Genomic DNA, 19,269 nt, shown 5'->3' with positions numbered 1-19,269 from the left:
AGGAATGTTGTAGGATGAAGTTGTTCCTCATCAGGCGGCCTGCGCGACGACCGCCTCGACTTGATCAAGCACACGCTGGGTAAAAAGAGCTACGAGCCGTCGACGCACCTCGCGCTGGTGGTCGAGGTAGAACGCGAATTCGTCTTCGGTGAAGTGACCTGCGATCATGCCCACGAGCGAGCGCTTCAGGCGACGGTCTTCCTTGAGCAGGTTGCGCACTTTTGCCTCCTGGTCGGCGCGGTGCATCTCTGCAAATCCGGTGTTGTATTTCCCCAGGTAGCGCGCCACCAGCGTAAGGAGGAGCGGATTCTGGAGCTTGCACAGCGGACGCAGCGTGCGGCTCTGGAACTGCTCCATCGGGCGCTGGTCGTCGGTATCCACCGGCACATAGGGGCGGATCTGCTGCACTGCGTCGTCGCGGGCATTGGCCTCCAGCCCCCACAGTTCGGGCGTGGCCAGCTCCACGCTGTTGCCTGCCGGGTCGCGCACATACAGCGACACGGCGCGCTCCTGATGGGGCCAGGTGGCTGTATCCTCAATGGAGACGTTGTGTTGATCGAAGCGCTCCTGCCACGCCTCCACCTGATTAAATGGAATGGCCAATGCGAGGTGTCCGGGTCCGTCGGCGCCATGGGCGGGTAGCGACTCCGTTTTGCGTGTGACCTCGGCGATGAACACGTGCACAATGCCGCGTCCGCACCGGAACGAGAGGTGCCGCTCGGGCTCGTCGAACACCACGGGCAGGTTCAGCACCGTGCCGTAAAAGTGGCGGGCGGCCTCCAGATCCGACGCATACAGGCTGGTTTCGAGAACGTGGGTGGGGCGCATGGGACGTGCGATTATTAGTGAATGCGTTTTAGCGCAGCGCGCTGTGCCGCCAGCGTGTGCTCCAGCTCTTCTTCTCCGTGCGTGGTGCCGAAGAAGTATGCCTCAAATTGCGAGGGCGCCATGTAGACGCCTTCCTCCAACATCGCATGGAAGTATGCAGCATACCGCTCGGTGTCGGATGCTTTGGCATCCTCCAGGTCCGTCACGCGTTCGTCTGAGAAGAACAGACTGCCCATGGCTCCCACGCGCGTGGTGTAGTACGAGAGCCCCAGCGCCTCCAGATTCTGACGGGTCCCTTCTTCCAACGCTTCACTGTAGCGTTCCAGTTGCGGATAGATCGTGTCTTTTTCCTCGGCAATTTTCTTGAGCACCGCGTGGCCGGCTCGCATAGCCAACGGATTGCCGCTTAGCGTGCCCGCCTGGTACACGGGGCCCTCGGGCGACACGTAGTCCATAATCTCTTTGCGTCCGCCATAGGCGCCGACGGGGAGGCCGCCGCCAATGATTTTGCCGAGGCAGGTCATATCCGGAAGCACCCCGAACCGTTCTTGCGCTCCACCAGGCGCCACGCGGAATCCGGTCATAACCTCGTCAAAGATCAGCACGATGCCGTGCTCATCGCAGATCGCGCGTAGCTCCTCCAGAAAACCGGGCTCGGGGGGGATGCAGCCCATGTTGCCCGCAATTGGCTCTACAATGACGCAGGCGACTTCATCTTCGTACGACTCGGCCAGCTCACGTACATGGGCAGCATCGTTGTAACGAGCTAGGAGCGTATCCTTCGCATTGCCGTCGGTGACACCCGGTGAATTGGGTTCGCCCAGCGAGAGCGGCCCGCTTCCGGCAGCGATCAGGAAGAAGTCACCGTGGCCGTGGTAGTTGCCCGCAAACTTGATGATTTTGTCGCGCTCGGTGTAGCCACGCGCCACGCGGGCGGCGCTCATGGTGGCCTCGGTGCCCGAGTTCACCATTCGCACCTTATCGACGGAGGGCACCAGGTCGCAAACCAGTTCGGCGACCTCGATTTCGATTTCGGTGGGAGCGCCAAAGGAGGTGGAGTGGGCCGCCGCATCGTGCACCGCTTGTACCACATCCGGATGCGCATGACCAAACAGCATGGGGCCCCACGACCCAATGTAGTCGATGTATCGGTTGCCGTCGACATCCGTCATGTACGCCCCTTCTGCCGAGTCGATAAACAGCGGCGTACCGCCTACGCTCTTAAACGCACGCGCCGGTGAGTTCACGCCTCCGGGAATGCGGTGCCGGGCGGCCTCATAATGCCGCTTGCTCGTGGAAATATCTAACGATTGCGTGGGTGACGACGGGGTGGCCATAACGAACACAAGCTGAACTCAAGAAGCAACGAATGCTGCATCCCTTGGATGGGATAGGCAGGCCCCCCTTATACGTCAACATCAAACAGTTTGATCGTGAATCGTTTGCAATAGGAGGAGGCGCAGTTTCTTCGCTAATCAATCACATCGGTGCCCATGTATGGGTGGAGCGCCTCGGGCAATTCTACAGTGCCATCGGCGGTTTGATACTGCTCTAACAGAGCGGCCACGATACGCGGAAGGGCCAGCCCGCTTCCGTTGAGCGTATGCACAAGTTCGGGCTTGGCCTCGGCCTCCGGACGATAGCGAATTTGCATGCGACGGGCTTGAAACGCTTCAAAGTTGGAGATGGACGACACCTCCAGCCAGCGCTCTTGGCCGGCGCTCCAGACCTCCAGGTCATACTTTTTGGCTTGTGTAAAGCCCATGTCGCCGGTGCACATAAGCAGGCGACGATACGGCAACTCCAGCGCCTGAATCAGGGCTTCGGCCTCTTCACGCATGGCCTCTAGCGCCCGATAGCTGTTTTCGGGCTGCACAAACTGCACAAGCTCGACCTTGTCGAACTGGTGGAGCCGGTTCAGGCCGCGCACATCCGCGCCGTGTGATCCAGCCTCGCGTCGAAAGCACGGCGTATAGGCGGTGTACTTGATCGGTAGCGTGTCGGGGTCTAGGATTTCGTCGCGGTGCATATTGGTTACGGGCACCTCGGCAGTGGGAATGGGAAACAGCCCCTCCCGCGGAATCTCGTACATCAGGTCCTCTTTGTCGGGCAACTGTCCGGTGCCACGTGCGCTTTCTTCGTTGATGAACAGCGGGGGTTGCACCTCGGTGTAGCCGTTTTCGTGCGCCTGGTCGAGGAAAAAGTGAACGAGTCCGCGCTGCAGTCGGGCGCCGGCGCCGGTGTAGATGGGGAAGCCGCCGCCGGTTACTTTGGCACCGCGCTCAAAGTCCACGAGGCCCAGCGCTTCGGTGAGCTCCCAGTGCGGCTTTGGATCAAAATCAAAGGAAGGCACTTCGCCCACCTCAGCTTCCACCTCATTGTCGTCTTCGGTGGCGCCCACAGGCACGCTCCGGTGCGGAATGTTGGGCAGCGCCAGCAACATCCGCTGGGTGAGGGTTTCTTTTTCGCGGGCTTGCTCCTCCAGTTCGCTGATTTTCTGTTTGAGCGCTTGTGTTTCTTCGATGCGCTGCTGGGCTTCGTCGTCGTTTCCTGCGCGCTTGAGTTCACCGATTTGCTGCGAGACCCGATTAGATCGGGCCTGGGCCTCCTGCAATTCTGTGAGCAGTGCACGGCGCTCTTTATCTACATCGAGCAGCGCGTCTACGCGTTCCGGGTCGCCCTCGCCTTTGGCGCGAAGGGCTTCGCGAACACGATCGGGATGGGAGCGAACGGTGTCGAGGTCAAGCATAACGGTGCGTCATGAATCAGCAAGGGTGCGAGGGATGCCCCGGTCCTGTGTCGTTAACGGGGGCAGATATGTTGCAAGAACGCCAAACCGCTTGTCAAAGGCAGCGCCTTGGTGTTAAAAACCTGTTTTGATTTGCGAATTGGACCGTTCAGGCCAGCCCTTGCCGCGTGCGTCCGTACCATTCGGCGCTAAGCAAACTAATGATGACCAGGAGCAGCGGCCAGGCGTGGTTGAGGGCCCAGTCGCTCCGTTCCGTAGTTGTGGATGAGGTGAACTCGGGATGCGTCTGCACCCGATCGGGGAGGGCCTCGAACTCTTCTAAAAAAAGCACCTCGCCTCCGCTTCGGGCTGCGATCTGGCGCATGAGCGATACGTCGGCGTGGGTTTCTTGCTGCTCCACATTGGGCGTATCAACCGAGAAGTCGCCTGCGTCGGTACCCAACTCGGTACCATTACGGGTGGCAGTGGCGGTGTACGTGTACGTACCCTCAGGTAACGCGCCCGCATCTAACTGGTATTGCCCCCCGCCGGCATGCGTCATGGTGAACGGAAAGTCGTCGTCGGCTTCATCGGTGATGGTAAGATCGACGCGCGCGTCATCAGCCGGTTCGCCGCGCCCATCGAGTACGCGTCCGGAAAAGGTGACTTCTTCGGTGCCGGCAAAGACCGGGGCATCGGGTTGGACGCGTACGGGATCGTCGAGGTCGGTGTCGGCCCAGCGTACGAGGTTGGTGACGAGTGTGGGCCAGAGTTCGGCGGCATCGGCACGAGATGCGGGCAGGGTCGTCCAGCGCCAGGTGCGGTGGGCGCTCACAAGGGCCGACCGCTGCCGATTGCGTTGCAGGGTGGTGATGAGCGGAGCATCGGTGTCGGTGCGGGCTAGCACGCGTGCATCAGGGCGTGGTTGCCAAGAGCCGTCGATCGTAAGAACCGGAGGGAGCTGACTCCAGAGCGCCTCATTGTCGAGATTTGTCCATGCCGGATGACTGGGCGCTTCGGTTGTGGGCGTGGGGCCCGACTCATACACCCGTTCGTTGTTAACGGTGGCTGGCAGCCGGTTGCCGGCCCATTCAGATAGCCGACTGGCATCCATGTTCGGGCCCCAGAAGAAGAGCAGCGGCTTGGTGTCGATCCACGTTTGCAGGTCGTTCCGAACGGATTCGGGCGTTTCGGTGGTGGGAAGCCCCGCGAGTAGCACCACATCGGGGGCATCCTCGTCGGTGGGCAGCGGGTCTAGAAGCGGGCCATCGGGCGGAAGGACGGTCACCTGCACGCTCCATTCGGGATTGGCGCTGATGGCCCGGCGTAGGGCCCCCACATCCGGAAACGACGACCCTGCCAGGATCCAGGCGGTGCGGTTCCGATCTTCAATGCGCACCGTTACGCTCTGCTCGTTGTTGGCATCGGTGGCCTGGTCGGGCAGATCGTCGACCGCAACGGTGAGTGTGCGTGTGCCGGGCTCCTCGGGGGTGAACGAAAAATCAACCGGTTGATCGGCGGTGCCCTCGGGTAGGGTGATGTCGGTTTCGTCGAGCACCATGTCGCCCTCACGCAGCGTTACGGCGAGCGTTTCGCCGGCGCCTTCTACGCTACGGATGCGTGCTTCGATGGGGTGAGGCGTGTCGGTGTAGCCGATGTCGTTCGTGCGGATGCGACGCACCTGCACATCCCGTTGGGGAAGGGTATCGCCGACAACCACCGGATAGATCGGTACGGACGACCGTTCAGCAGCCTGTAGGGGCGCGGGACCGGTGTTGTGGCGGCCATCGGAGACGAGTGCGATGGCTTCGAGGGGGGTATCGGTATAGGGCGTATGGTGGCGGGGCACGCCTTGCAGTGCTGCTGTGATGTTGGTGCGCGCGCCATCATAGGTGGGCGCGGTCTCGGCATCGAGTTCAGCATCGAAAGGATAGACGCTGGCAGGCGCATCGAGCGCGTTGTCCCACGTGTCCAGAAGCGTTTCCAACTGTTGGGGCAGCGACGCATCGGTTGTGTCGATGCCGGTGTGCATCATGCTGGCCGAGTTATCGAGTGCCACGGCCAACTTCGGTGGATGCGTAGTGGTCTGCTCACGCGTCCAGAATGGTTCCAGCAGCAACAGTCCAATCAAAAAGAGCGAGGCCGCACGTAGCGTACCGAGCCCCCACTGCCATTTCGGGGGCAGAGCGGGGCGTGTGCGTGCATAGCTCCAGGTTGCTCCGGCCACAGCTGCCAACGCAATGAGGACAATCCACCACCAGGCTACACTTAACGTGAGCATACAACCAGCCAAAAAGCACAAAAAGAGCGAAGAAGAACCACGTTATGGCGTGCAGGTGGAGCAGCGTCTGCGCGTTGCATTGGGCTTATGTTACATAGGGCCAGGCCAGATACGTCATGTATCCGGCAAAGGCCAGAAGCAGCACCATCCCCTGCCAGCGTCCCAACCGTAATGATGGGCGTGCCAACACGTACAAAAGACCACAGATGACAAGCATCACAGGCAAGTGGATACGCACAACGGTATCCTCAACCAACAGAGGCTGCACCACGGATACGCTTCCTATTACAAAGAGCACATTGAGCATGTTGCTCCCCAGAATGTTGCCAATAGATAGCGCCGTTTCTTTTTTGAAGGCTCCAATCACCGAGGTAGCCAGTTCTGGCAGACTCGTGCCAAGCGCAACGATAGTCAGTCCAATGACCACTTCTGAGATGGCATAGGCCCGCGCAATGGCTGTTGCGTGTTCAACCATGAGGTGGGCCCCCAATCCGAGCCCTACGATGCCGCCAATGATGTACAGTAGTTGTTTAGGCACCGATGGGAGGCGAGAAGCGGTTTGGTCGACCAGGGCTTTGTCGACCAGTGGGTTTTTCCGGTTTGTTTGGCGAAAGAAGAGATAGAGCAAAAGCATGACGAGCCCCGTCACCAAGACCAGTCCATTCCAGCGTTGGATTTGTCCATCGAGCGCAAACGCTGTAAACCCGACGAGAATAGCCATCATGAGCAGGTACTCGCGGTGCAGCGTAGCGCGTGCAATGCGCAGCGGCAGCAGCACCGCCGCGATGCCCAAGATAAGCCCCACATTGGCAATGTTGGATCCGACCACATTTCCTACCGCAATGGCATCTTGCTGGGCCATCACGGCAAAAATGTTTACCAGGAACTCAGGCAGCGAGGTGCCCAATGCGACGACGGTAAGCCCCACAACAATGGGGCGCCATCCAAAGTAAAGAGCCATGCTTGATGCGCCACGTACCATCCAGTCGGCCCCCAGCGCCAAAATGACGAGCCCAACCATGAACAGAGTGATGTGAATCAGCATGGATAGGGCTATGCAATGAAGAGATGGGAGCGAGAGTTCGTGCCAAGAAGAGGCATGGGGTTAGTCAGCAACCAGATCTGAGCTGTTGAAGAAAGCAGGGAGCAGCGCTCGCGGCGATGTTTCTTCCGGAGGGGCGGCATGACGATCCATGTAAATGACTGCATCGGTGGCCCGTTCGGCCAACACCTGGCGACAGGCGCCACAGGGAGATCCGTTAGCTGCCTTCGGACACGATAGATACAGCGCTGTGTAGTTGGTGTGCCCGTATGCATAGGCAGTGCTTAGCGCGTTGCGCTCAGCGCACAGAATGCGGTTCCAGTCAGGGTGCTCTACATTGACTCCTGGAAAGGCGGCGCCTGTGGCGCTGACGAGTATTGCCCCTACGGGAAAAGATGACTCGGGAATGTGCGCGTGCTGAGCGACGTCACGAGCCGTTTCAATACCATCGGCCGTAGAGAGCGGTGCGTCTGTGGTGGGATCCACAGCATCCTCCAACTGATTAGGGAGGGCCTTGGGCTGCCAGCAGGCGGTGTACGATTCGTTGAATGTGGGCGTACGAAATGCATCAATCGCCTGCAGGTAGGTCTGCTCAGCATCGGATAGTGGAGTTGAAGACACCACGCCAACCATATCTTCGGCATGGCCCAATGTATACGCCGTTGTGATGGCGTTGCTCAACGCTGTAATTGTGAGCGCATACGACGCACTTTCAATCCGTACTCCAGGAATCCAGGCTCCTGAACGCAGCAATACAACCACAGTGCGCGAATTGGCAGAGAAAGGCACATGCGCACGCGGCTGTAGCATATCCAAATGCGCTTGCGCCGAAGCAAGCAAGGAGGCAGTCACAGATAAAAAGTGCTGTGGGCGGCTACGCGAAAAGGGGTGCGTCTATTGCCACTTATCGGTAAGGTTCCTGCTCGAAGGGGCCATGCGTCACGAAGTGCCTGATGAGTGATTGGAATGTGACGAGAGAGAAGCCGCTGAGTCGTTCGATTGGTTGTCTTCGTCAGGCGAAGGTGAAGTGCGAGGCAGCGTTAACATGACGGTTGTTCCTTTGCCCTTGGTGCTCTCCACAGTAAGGGTGCCCCCCATCAGATTAACCAAGTGATACGCAATAGCCAAACCGAGCCCGGCGCCTTCGAATTCCCGGGAGTGGCCCGTAGATTCTTGCTTAAAGGCATCAAACAGGTGTGGCATAAAATCTTTTTCGATGCCAACCCCCGAATCCTCAATGCAGATGGCAACATTATCCTCGTTCGTATCATCGTGGGCATGAAGGCTTACGCGCACTCTGCCGCCTTCCATACCCCCCTCTCCAGTGAACTTAATGGCGTTATCAATCAGGTGACGTAGCACACGGTACACAGCTGTCGTGTCGAAGCAACCGTGTACAGGATCGTTGGGAAGGTCAACCTCAATCTGGACATTGGCAGTTTTGGCACGCGCCGAGAAGTGATCCACGACATCACAAACCAGCGGGCGCAGGTCGGCTTCTTCTGGATGGAGCGCTACCGATCCAGATTCAATCTGTGATAGATCTAAAATCATGTTTAGCGTGTCGTGCAGGCGTTTACCACCTCGGTGGATACGCTCAGCGAATCGGGAGGCTGAATCAGGCAAATCCATGGTGCGAAGCAGTTCGCTGAAGCCGATCACCGACGTCAGCGGTGTACGAATTTCGTGACTCATGTTTGCCAGGAAGGCAGACTTGAGCCGATTCATCTCTTCGGCGGTCTCTTTGGCCTCAATGAGCTCTTCCTCGAATGCCCGCTGCTCCGTTACGTCGCGCTGGCTCGACACCCAGTACGCGATGGTGCCTGCGTCGTCGCGTACCGGCGCTACGTTCCATTCCAGAATAAAAGGGGTACCGTCTTTGCGATAGTTCACCGCTTCGCCACTCCACGACAGTCCTTCGGTTAGTGCCTCGTGCAACCCTTCCAGTACATCAGGGCTTGTTTCTGGACCCTGAAATATCTTTGGGGTGCGCCCGAGCACCTCGTCACGCGCGTACCCGGTCATTTCTTCGAAAGCAGCATTCACATACACCAACTCGCGCCTATTCTCAGCATCACGGCCTTTTGTGATGACAATTGCGTCTTTAGCCTGTTCGATTGCTGTAGACAGCACCTGTAAGCGCTGCTCATTCTCTTTGCGTTGGTTAATGTCAGTCATATACACCGAGAGGCCGCTTCCCATTGGAAAGGCTTTGATTTGCAGCCAGCGGTCGGTAGGGGCGTAGTGTGTTTCAAACTGCACACGCTGCTGCTCCGTCTTGACTGCTTGATACTGCTCGTAAAATATAGAATCTTTGAGATCGGGAAAGACCTCCCAAACCGAGCGATCAATCACGTCATCGCGCGTGCAGGCCAGCATCTGCTCGGCTTGCTCATTGATGTATGTAAACGTGCCGTCTGCATCAAGCGCAAAAAAGCCGTCGGTGATGCTTTCTAAGATTTCCTCTCGATGACGTGGGGTAATCCGATACTCCATTTCGTCCATTACGATCGCCGCCAGCGACTCTAACGTGGTGCGCTCGTGGGCGTCAAATGCAGATGCATCGCGCGGCGTAGTATCGATGACGCAGAGTGCGCCGATATGGTGGCCATCGGGGGTGGTGAGTGGGGCCCCGGCATAGAACCGAACCGGAGGGGTACCTTGCACCAGAGCGTTATCCGCAAAGCGTGGGTCGGTCGTTGCATCATGTACGACCATCGTTTGCCCTTGCTCAACAGTGTGCACGCAGAACGATACATCGTGCCCCATCTGTTTAGAGAGCGGGCCCACACTCGATTTAGCCCACTGGCACGTTTCGTCAATAAAGTGCAGCCCTGCCATCGGTGCATCGAACACATGCGCAGCTAGCGTCGTAATCCGGTCAAATGCTGATTCAGGAGGCGTGCGTAAAATCTGGTAGCGTTGCAGTGCAGCCAGCCGATCAGGGTCAGCAGGGGAAGAAAACGAGGGCATGTACTGAACTATAACGCAAAAAGGTGACGATGAGTAAGGGTGCTAACGCGTAATTCAGCAAATTGTACAGATGATACTCACTATATTACTTGAACATCCCAAGACATTACACCGTATCTGAACAGAAGCGCCAAGGTTCGTATCAGATCAACATTGGAATGTGCCTATCCAGCGCACACGCACACCGTCCATCGGCGCATGCTACCGCCTATCAGATCCTGCTTGATAGACTGGTGGCTGGGTTGCACATTTAGAATCCATCTTTGCAGCTACTTTCAACCAATATCTTCTGGCTATGAATACTGATGCATTGAAACAGCAAATATATGCTTGGGTGAATCAGTTGGTACGGTGGACGCTAGAGGCACTCCTTCCGGGCAGTTCGTCGTGGCTCGACTAAGTAGCGTCTGAACAGAACGACGCTTGGAGGAGGTCAATCATGGGAGATCCGTTACGCCGGGCACCGCTGGGTGCTTCCTTTCGTATAGCAGATGCGTATTAGTTTCTTTGCTTCTTTACTGCTGCTATGCCCAATCGTCTAGCTGATACCGAGAGTCCCTACCTGCTTCAGCACAAAGACAACCCCGTCGATTGGTATCCGTGGGGCGACGAGGCCTTCGCCCGTGCTCAAGCCGAAGACAAGCCGGTTTTCTTGTCGATCGGATACGCCACCTGCCACTGGTGCCACGTCATGGAGCACGAGTCGTTCGAAGATCCTGAAGTGGCGGCGCGGATGAACGACGTGTTCGTATCTGTGAAGGTAGATCGGGAAGAGCGCCCCGACATCGACCAGCTCTACATGAGCGTGTGTCAGATGATGCGTGGCCGCGGCGGATGGCCCCTTACCGTTCTGCTCACCCCCGAAAAACGTCCATTTTACGCGGCCACGTACCTGCCCAAGCACGGTCGTATGGGCCGCATGGGCATGATGGACCTGATGGATCGCATTGAAACGCTCTGGAATCAAGAACGAGACCAGCTGGAGCAGGAAGCGGATAAGCTTGTCGATTTGCTCGAATCGGAAGAGGCAACCGACGATGCGGAAGTCACCCTGGATGAGAGCGCTCCCGAGCCTGCTGTTATCGACGACGGCGTCACGGCCCTGCGCCGACAGTTCGACGCCACGCACGGCGGGTTCGGAGGGGCGCCTAAGTTTCCCACTCCGCATACGCTTCTCTTTTTGAGCACGCACGGCGCGGCCACCAGCAACGAAACGGCCCTCGACATGGTGGACACGACCCTCACCCACATGATGCGTGGGGGGATCAACGACCACATTGGGGGGGGGCTGCACCGCTACGCCACCGATGCCATCTGGCGGCTTCCGCATTTCGAGAAGATGCTGTACGACCAGGCGCTGCTCCTCATGGCCCTGGCGGATGCACATCGCGTCGATCCAAAAGGCGGTTGGGAGGCGCACATCGAGCAGATCGTAACCTATCTGACGCGGGACCTGCGAGACGAAACCGGGGCATTCTACTCAGCAGAAGATGCCGATAGCGAGGATCCCGAAACGGGCGAATCGCGCGAAGGGGCATTTTACGTGTGGACGATGGATGATCTCCGTGAGCATCTCGATGCCGAAACGGTAGAGCAGTTTGCAACGGTCTACAGCTTTCAAGAACAGGGGAACTTCGAAGAGGAGGCCACAGGCGAGCGTACCGGCGAAAATGTGTTGCACCGCGCCGACAGCTGGTCCGCGCTGGCTGAGCAGTTGGACACCGATCCAATGGTCTTACAAGACAAGATGGACGCGGCGCTCGATATCCTTTTCGAGGTGCGCGAGACCCGTCCACGCCCGTTCCTTGACGACAAAATCTTGACGGACTGGAATGGTCTTCTGATTGCCGGGCTGGCCCGAGTAAGCCGCTCCGTCAATTCCTCATACGCTACCCTGGCCGAAGAGGCCGCTGCCTTTCTGTGTGATACGATGCTCCGCGACGACGGACGCTTGTGGCATCGCTATCGCAATGGCTCGGCAGGCATCGAGGGTACGCTGGCCGACTATGCGTATCTTGCGTGGGGCCTACTGGACCTGTACGAGGCCACGCTCAACACACGCTGGTTGGGCGCTGCCCGTACGCTGGGACAGACGCTCTACAGGGATTTTGCCGATACCGAGCGCGGCGGCTTCTACATGGCGCCAAGCACCGCCGATGACGTGATTGTACGCCAGCAAGCCATGTCGGGAGGCGCACGGCCCTCGGGCACCGGAGTGGCCATCTACGTGCTGTATCGTCTCTATCGGATGCTTGGCACGCCCGACTTTGTGGATATCGCCGACCGGTCGTTGAATCGAGCAGCGCGTCATATCCGGTCGCAGCCGGGCCAGCACACGACGCTGCTCTGGGCCCTGCATCACTGGCACCATACCGGACGCGAAATTGTGATCGCCGGCGACCCGTCCGATGACGCCTACCAGGCGCTTCTGCAAACGGCACGTGATCACCAAACCCCAGAGGACATCGTAATGCATCGTCCCCCCGGCGACGATCACCAACTGTTCAACTGGGCCCCTCACTTGCAACATCAGCCACCCCAGAACGGAACGCCTACCGCCTACGTGTGCGAGCACTTCACCTGCGATCGCCCCACCACCAACCCCAAAGCGCTCGCCCAACAGTTGCGCTAACGACGGTGCGGTCTTTCCGACCTCTCGCCGCATATCAACCGGATGCTGCTCGTTACACGCTGACCCATGCTCGCCGCCGATGCCCTCACGTCCAGCCAACAGCGCATCGTTCAGCACGACGAAGGGCCCGCGCTCGTGTTTGCGGTGGCTGGCGCCGGAAAGACCACCGCAATGGTGCACCGCATTCGCCACCTTGTCGATGAGCGTGGCGTCCCCCCAGAGCGCATCCTGGCCAGTTCGTTTAGCCGGGCTACTGTATCCGATCTCAACGACGGGCTTCATGCACTCGGAGTGCGCGGGGTCGACTGCGTTACGCTGCATGCGCTGGGGCGCCGATGCATCCAGCACGCCGAAGCCCGCAAGCACCTGCCGCCCCGGCTCGACGCGCAGTCGGTGTCGCCCGCCCACGCCGCGCAGTACTTGGCCAAGCGGGCGCTGCAGCGGCTGGCGCGCGAACGCGAGATCGATGTCGCCGACCTTGGCATCCCCCAGCCCGACCTCGTCGACCAGATCGGCGCCTGGAAGCGTCAGCTCTGCTATGCGGACCTCAGCGCCGCGCATCTGCCTGAACCTGCCCAGGAGCACGCGTCGCAGGCCGAGCACGAGAACGACGACTACCTCACGCTTTACCGCTACGCCGAAGAGGAACGCGACAACGAAGGCTGGATCACGTTCGACGACATGCTGCGCGAGGGATGGGAAGCCCTCATGCGGTTCTCGGCCGTGCGCGAGGCGGCGCAGTCCGCCTATGAGTACGTGCTCGTCGATGAGTTTCAGGACGTGAGCCGCGTGCAGTACCGCATGCTCGATGTACTCACCGCCCCGCATCGCAACTACATGGCCATCGGCGACGACGACCAGTGCATCTACACCTGGCGCGGAGCCGATCCGTCGTACATTCTCGACTTCAGCTCGGCCTACAACGCCGACGAGTATATGCTGCACGACAACTTCCGGTCGCCCGTGCAGCAGACCGCCCTTGCGAACCGCGTCATTGCCCACAACACCGAGCGCCAGGACAAGCGTATCCAGTGTACAAAGGGATACGGAGGCACCACGCAGTGCACCGCTGCGCAGGATGCCGCTGAGGAGGGCACCCGCATCGCATCCACCATTCAGTCGCACCTGCGAGCCGGGCGCGCCCCCACCGACATCGTGATTCTGGTACGTCAGTATGCCCAGACCCCGTTCATCGAGCAGGCGCTGCTGGAGGCCGAAGTGCCGCACCGCATCGTGGGCAACACCCCTTTCTACGAACGGCCCGAAGTGCAGATACTCCTGCAGTACCTCTACTGGGCCACGCTCGAATCTACCGTGCAAGGTCGCGGCTGGTTTGCGGATCGCCGCAAGGTCAAAGCGTACCTCGACCGCTTCCAGACGATTATCCGCACGCCCAATCGGTACGTTAGCTACGCTGTGCTTCAGAACGTAGCGCGCGCATCCCGAACGCAGCAGACCTCCGTGCTCGACGCCCTCGCCGCCCACACCGATCAGATGCACGAGCGCACCGTCGAGCAGGTGGAGGATTTCCTGGAGACCGCCTCATCGCTTGCCGCCCGCGTCAACGCCCCCGCCGCCGACACCCTGTCGTGGCTCATCGATGCCATCGACTACGACGAGCACCTGCGTGAGCAGAGCGCGTTTCGGGATGTTGGCGAAAACCGGGTCGCCACCGCGCAGTCGCTCGTCGGGTTTGCCGACGGGTACGCATCGGCGCAGGCGTTGCTTGAAGCCATCTACCGGATCTCCCAGTCGCATGCCAACAGCGATCCGGCGGCCACGCTCACGCTGCGCTCCATCCACCGGGCCAAGGGCGGCGAGTGGCCCGTCGTGTTCGTGCCCGGCTGCACCACCGGCACGTTTCCGCCCGCCGGAACCGAATCCGACCCCCGCATGATGGAGGAGGAGCGGCGCCTCTTCTACGTGGCCGTGACGCGAGCGCAAGAGGAACTGCACCTCTCGCATGTGGAGGCGGATCCGCGCTCGCCGTTTCTGGGCGAGGCGCGCCCCGACGCCACCCTGGCGCAGTGCGATGCGCTCCAGACGGTCGCCGAGACCGATCCGGCATCGCTTACGCCGGAAGATGCGGTGCGCTTCTGCATGGCCGTGGGTACCCTCGGGATTGCGCGCTACGTCTGTGACTGGTGGGATCCGCCGGCTGGCTTTCGGGAGCGTCTCATCGAATGCGCCAATGAAGCCGAGACGACGGTCAAAGAGAAGCTGCGGGACGGCGACACCACGAACCTGCTCATTCCTGTCGCCAAACGCGCCGAGTCGGTATCAGCCACGCGCCCGTTCACGTTTTCCGCCTCGGCGCATACGGGTCGCATTGAAGTGTATCAGCGCGACTGGCGCATTGGTTTTGTGGATACGGAGCGCAGCGACAAGCACGTGCCGCTTGATCTGCTTCCGTGGGATACCCTCACCGCCCACCTGGCCCGCCGCACCACCTCGGGCGAGACCCTCTACCTGCGCCTGGGCACGGCTCCAACAAACAGTGACCAGAAATCCTCGGAGGACCCCGCGTCCTCTGATGCTACCGGGGTGTTTACGGATTCCTATCAGCAGGGTAAAACGGCGGTAATTAGCGCGATGTGATGGTGAAGGCACCGGCTGAGCAACGTAAGATGTGGACCGATTGAGTCCGTGAGATGGCTAACAGAGTATTTTCGTAATCACGGTGTAGAAACGAAGGGGTTGCCTACCAACAAAACGTGGTACCTCTGGGGAATAGAGGCACCACGTTTATGCACATCATAATTTTTGTCAACGGCCAGTTCAACGCTCAGGGGGTGTACGTGTTTAGCGGCGTGCTTCCTGATCGCCGGGGACGCAAGCGGTCCGCGGCTATGGGTTTCCTTAGCCCGGGATCAGGAGCGAAGCGGATATCCTGGGCGGTTCTGTACAGAGCGCAGTCTCCAAGTCCCCCTCGGAGGAGGGGGATTTAGGGGGAGGGATTGCGCCCACCGTCGGGAGCGGGAACGAACGGGAGAGCGACTTGGGGACGCTGGAGCATCCCGGCATGCGTGGCGACGCAGAGGGGCCGTAAGGTCATGCCTGTTGTGCATCGCCACGAGAGGACGTCTCTCGATCAATGGGGAGGCACAATGGGGACGCAAGCGGTCCGCGGCTATGGGTTTTGCTCACATCGCACCGTTCTGTAGCCCGGGATCAGGAGCGAAGCGGATATCCTGGGCGGTCATTGTACCACGCTAAACAGGTACCAGGGGGTTACCCTGAGCAGCTTGCGTACTCTAAAGCCTAAACGAACACAACTGTTCTTAAGGCGTCCACATGCGGATCCCGCGTTCTTTGGTGCCCGAGAGGACGTAGCGTCCATCAGGCGAGAAGTCAACAGCGCTAACGCCCTCGCCGCTTTCCCCTTTGAACAGATAACCGAGCGTACCATCACTTACTTTCCAGAGGCAGACGTTCAGGTTGCTCGTGCCCGAGATGGCAAATTGCCCGTCTGGGGAGAACGAGACCGCAATGACGAGTCCATCGTGTTGGTCGAAGGTACGAACCAGGCTGCCTGTGTTAGCGTCCCAGAGACGGGCGGTCATGTCATCGCTTCCTGAGAGGACGTACTGTCCATCGGGCGAGAAGGCGACCGAGAAGACGTACGCTGCATCCCAGTCGCTGGTATCGAGTTCCATGACCTGCCCACCTGATTGAACGTCCCATATGCGCAAGGCCCCCTGGCCCGTGCCGGTAACGACGCGGGAGCCATCGGGAGAGAACGCGGCGGAGAAGACTGGTTCTTCGTGGGTATCGAAGGTGAACTCCGGCTCCCCAGAGTCTACGTCCCAGATACGGAGCGTGCCGCCCTGTCCGGCACCGCCCAGAATGCGATTGCCATCGGGCGAGAAGCGCGCTGTGAGGACCGAGTTCGGCGTGCTTTCGAGTTGGTGCCGCATTTCGCCTGTTTCCAGGTCCCACAGTTGCAGGGTGCTTTCAGATGTGAGCGTGAGGAGGGTGTCCCCATTAGAGGCCAGGTCGATCGCGATGGGATGTCCATCGAGTCCATTGATCGTTTGCACGTCACGTCCAGAGACGACCTCCCATACGCGCGCTTGATTGTCTTGCCCGCCGCCTAGAGCGTACTGGCCATCGGGTGAGAATGCAACGGCGTTAACCCAGTCGGCGGTGCCTTCCAGGGTGCGCACGATGCTCAAGTTTTGGCGTTGCGGACCTGAAGAGGCGGCTCCATTGGTGGTCGTGTCTGCCTCACTGGGAGTGCTTTCGGTCTTGGTATCTTCTTCAGGGGTCTCTTTTGACTGAAAGATCTGGGTTTGAGCCGGTTGAGGATCATTGCCGCCATCCTCATCCCCCAGGCGAATGGGACCCGCTTCGGGTTCACTGTCATCGGAAGGAGAAGGAATTTCGACGTACTCGCCGGGATCTTGGCTTTCTAGCGCTTCGGCCAGTGCGGCACATGATTCGAAGCGATCTTCAGGCTCTTTCATGAGGCAGCGAGCAACGACCTGCTCTAACCATTCCGGAATGTCGGGCTGCAACTCACGAGGGGGCGTGTACGGTTCGTGCAGCACTTTGTAAACAACACTCATCGGATGCCCTCCTGAGTGAGGAAGCGTGCCTGTGAGGGCTTCGTAGAGCACAACGCCTAGGCTGTACAAGTCGCTACGGGCATCCACCTCGGTGCCACGGGCCTGCTCAGGGCTCATATACTCGGGAGTACCTAGCACCGTACCCGTTTGGGTGAGGCGAGCTTCGGAGGATGCGTAGGCAATACCAAAGTCCATGAGCACTGGACGCCCAACATCCGTGATCATCACGTTTGAGCCTTTGACATCACGATGAACCATGCCCTGTTCATGAGCATAGGCCAGCGCATCTGCAATAGGGGCGAGAATAGTAACAGCCTCATTGCTTGGGAGCACGCCGTCTTCTTGCACCATCTCGTGCAGGTCGCGTCCGCTCAAGTACTCCATGGCCATGAAGTGGACGCCATTGAGCTCGCCTTCATCATAGATCGTAACGATGTTTGGATGTTGCAATCCTGCGGCGGACTGCGCTTCACGGTGGAAGCGTTTGAGCATCTTGCGATCATGCGTAACTCCCTGGGGAAGTACTTTTAGAGCAATATCGCGCCCCAGGCTTCGTTGCTTGCCCTTATAAACGATTGCCATACCGCCGCGCCCGAGCTCTTTCTCGATTTCATACTTTTCATCGAGGGCATCTCGGACAAGCGTTTCCGGATTGCGGATACTTGTTGTGGTTGTGGGTGGGTCTTCCAACCACTCTCCACAATGCTTACATTTGCGCGCTGCGGCCAGGATTTCTTCGTGACAGAATGGGCAGCGCTTGGTAGCTTCAGACATAAGTGCAGTGAATGGTTCGTAGCGACCGCACAACCGCACGGTACGTTAGACGACAAAGGGAACAAATAGGGCGTGCCATAACGCGGTGGGGGACGTTGTGCCCAGAGCCGTTGCGTCGAAGGGCGCTGGCTGCTTGAATCGGCAGATGCATACACACGGCTTCTGCACAAGCCCGTGCAAAAACTATGCAATGATGAGCCCACTCAAACAGAAACCACACAGCAAGGCCCCACACAGCAAGGGGCCTTTTGTTTTACACCTCGTAGCGAAGCACCAGTTCGCCCATCTGAATGGTGTCGGTGTTGGTAAGTTCGACACTTTCTTCAGGGGGTACCTGTTGCTCGTTTACCTGTGTTGGGTTTGTGGTGCTCTTATTGCGCAGATAGACCTTATCGGTCTTTGTTTTCTGAATGATTTCGGCTTGGATACGTGAAACGGTCCGGTAGGTATCACCCAACTGAATGTGGGCAAATGAGCGTTGGCCCTGCACATCGGCGCGCCCAATGGTAACGACGTTGCCGTCGTCTTCTTCACGAGGAAAGCCGGCAATGCGAAACTCACGGCCTTTGTCTGGGCCGGAGATGATCACAAGTTTGCCAGGAATGAACTTCATGGTTTTCGGCGGCGCCTTGAACATAAGCGTTTCGGGGCTCGCCGGTTTGTCGGTAGTCGAGCTGCTTGACTCCGACTTGATACGTTCTACCGGCGTATCGGGGCTCGGGCTACCCAGTTCGGTGTCGTCAACCCCAAGGTTTTCTTTGTCAGGCCCTTCAGAAAAAGTTTTTTCAGACTCTTCCTGCATCTTCCTGTCGCGCTCCTCGCGCCGTTTAATAGCATCCTTTTCCTTCTTGTTGAAGTACATGATGCTTCCGCCAATTACCAGCAGAATGAAGAGAGCGAACAGTACGAGAACGACCCACGGTGAGATTTCAGAATCTACCATCCGGTCCTCGTCATCGGGGGCCTGGCTTGTTGCGACTGTAGCCGTGTGAACCAGCAGGAGTGGCGTTGAGTGAAGGCGTTGAGCGGTTTGAGGAACAACACCGAGCACGCCAACAGCACTTGCGCTGGCAGAGAGCGAGGTCCCCGCGGCTGCTGTAATATTCATATGATCTGTAATGGGGGATTGCGCCTGGGCGGGAGTGGTTGTTACGCACAGGGCAAAGAATGCTGCTGCCAACCAAACAAATCTCATTGCACAAGGGGGCAAAGTGAGCGAGAAAATACGTGAGAAAACGGGACGTCTTACGGCAACCCTCATTGGCATGCCGAATGCATGCGAGTAGAGAGCAGTACGTACACAGTATGTAACCGGCCTATGAAATACCAGGTCTTCATCTACAACAATAACGAATCCAACGCACGGCATCAATAGCGTCCTATCAAAGGAGCAGTGTAGGAGCGGAAGTACGCATTCCGTGCGATCATAAGCAGTTTAAAATA

At 58.8% G+C, this 19,269-nt stretch carries 11 protein-coding genes; 2 read left to right on the top strand and 9 right to left on the bottom strand.

The window, feature by feature from the left end; genetic code table 11:
• Positions 1-30: 30 nt before the first annotated feature.
• From ACZ5AL_RS10175 to ACZ5AL_RS10145, 7 genes are all read right to left on the bottom strand, one after another.
• Positions 31-828 (bottom strand): VOC family protein, encoded by a 798-nt coding sequence (locus tag ACZ5AL_RS10175; protein WP_464510261.1) that lies wholly within the window; start codon positions 826-828, stop codon positions 31-33.
• Positions 829-842: 14 nt separating this feature from the next.
• Positions 843-2,165, bottom strand: a complete 1,323-nt coding sequence (hemL, locus tag ACZ5AL_RS10170) for a glutamate-1-semialdehyde 2,1-aminomutase (RefSeq protein WP_464510260.1) — start codon at positions 2,163-2,165, stop codon at positions 843-845.
• A 134-nt stretch (positions 2,166-2,299) separates the two neighbouring features.
• Complete coding sequence (gene serS, locus ACZ5AL_RS10165) at positions 2,300-3,577, bottom strand: serine--tRNA ligase (protein WP_464510259.1); 1,278 nt, start codon at positions 3,575-3,577, stop codon at positions 2,300-2,302.
• Positions 3,578-3,725: 148 nt separating this feature from the next.
• Positions 3,726-5,837 (bottom strand): hypothetical protein, encoded by a 2,112-nt coding sequence (locus ACZ5AL_RS10160; RefSeq protein WP_464510258.1) that lies wholly within the window; start codon positions 5,835-5,837, stop codon positions 3,726-3,728.
• Between the two features lie 85 nt (positions 5,838-5,922).
• On the bottom strand, positions 5,923-6,882 hold the full coding sequence (locus ACZ5AL_RS10155; protein WP_464510257.1) for a calcium/sodium antiporter: 960 nt from the start codon (positions 6,880-6,882) through the stop codon (positions 5,923-5,925).
• 60 nt (positions 6,883-6,942) lie between these two features.
• Entirely contained in the window at positions 6,943-7,731 is a 789-nt protein-coding gene (locus tag ACZ5AL_RS10150; protein ID WP_464510256.1) for a cytidine deaminase, read from the bottom strand.
• A gap of 87 nt (positions 7,732-7,818) precedes the next feature.
• On the bottom strand, positions 7,819-9,852 hold the full coding sequence (locus ACZ5AL_RS10145) for a PAS domain S-box protein (RefSeq protein ID WP_464510255.1): 2,034 nt from the start codon (positions 9,850-9,852) through the stop codon (positions 7,819-7,821).
• 526 nt (positions 9,853-10,378) lie between these two features.
• Here ACZ5AL_RS10145 and ACZ5AL_RS10140 point away from each other — a divergent pair.
• Together ACZ5AL_RS10140 and ACZ5AL_RS10135 are read left to right on the top strand one after the other, a co-directional pair.
• A complete protein-coding gene (locus tag ACZ5AL_RS10140; RefSeq protein ID WP_464510254.1) occupies positions 10,379-12,484 on the top strand; it encodes a thioredoxin domain-containing protein in 2,106 nt (701 codons plus the stop codon).
• A gap of 66 nt (positions 12,485-12,550) precedes the next feature.
• Entirely contained in the window at positions 12,551-15,082 is a 2,532-nt protein-coding gene (locus tag ACZ5AL_RS10135; RefSeq protein ID WP_464510253.1) for an ATP-dependent helicase, read from the top strand.
• Positions 15,083-15,765: 683 nt separating this feature from the next.
• On the opposite strand, the gene ACZ5AL_RS10130 is transcribed toward ACZ5AL_RS10135, so the two are convergent.
• Together ACZ5AL_RS10130 and ACZ5AL_RS10125 are read right to left on the bottom strand one after the other, a co-directional pair.
• Positions 15,766-17,826, bottom strand: coding sequence for a protein kinase domain-containing protein (locus ACZ5AL_RS10130; RefSeq protein ID WP_464510252.1), 2,061 nt, complete (start codon positions 17,824-17,826; stop codon positions 15,766-15,768).
• A gap of 253 nt (positions 17,827-18,079) precedes the next feature.
• Complete coding sequence (locus ACZ5AL_RS10125) at positions 18,080-18,934, bottom strand: FHA domain-containing protein (protein WP_464510251.1); 855 nt, start codon at positions 18,932-18,934, stop codon at positions 18,080-18,082.
• Between the last annotated feature and the right edge of the window lie 335 nt (positions 18,935-19,269).

Source organism: Natronotalea proteinilytica (genome assembly GCF_055379935.1).
Note: the sequence above shows the minus strand (reverse complement) of the source record. Positions and strands in the feature narration are given on the sequence as shown.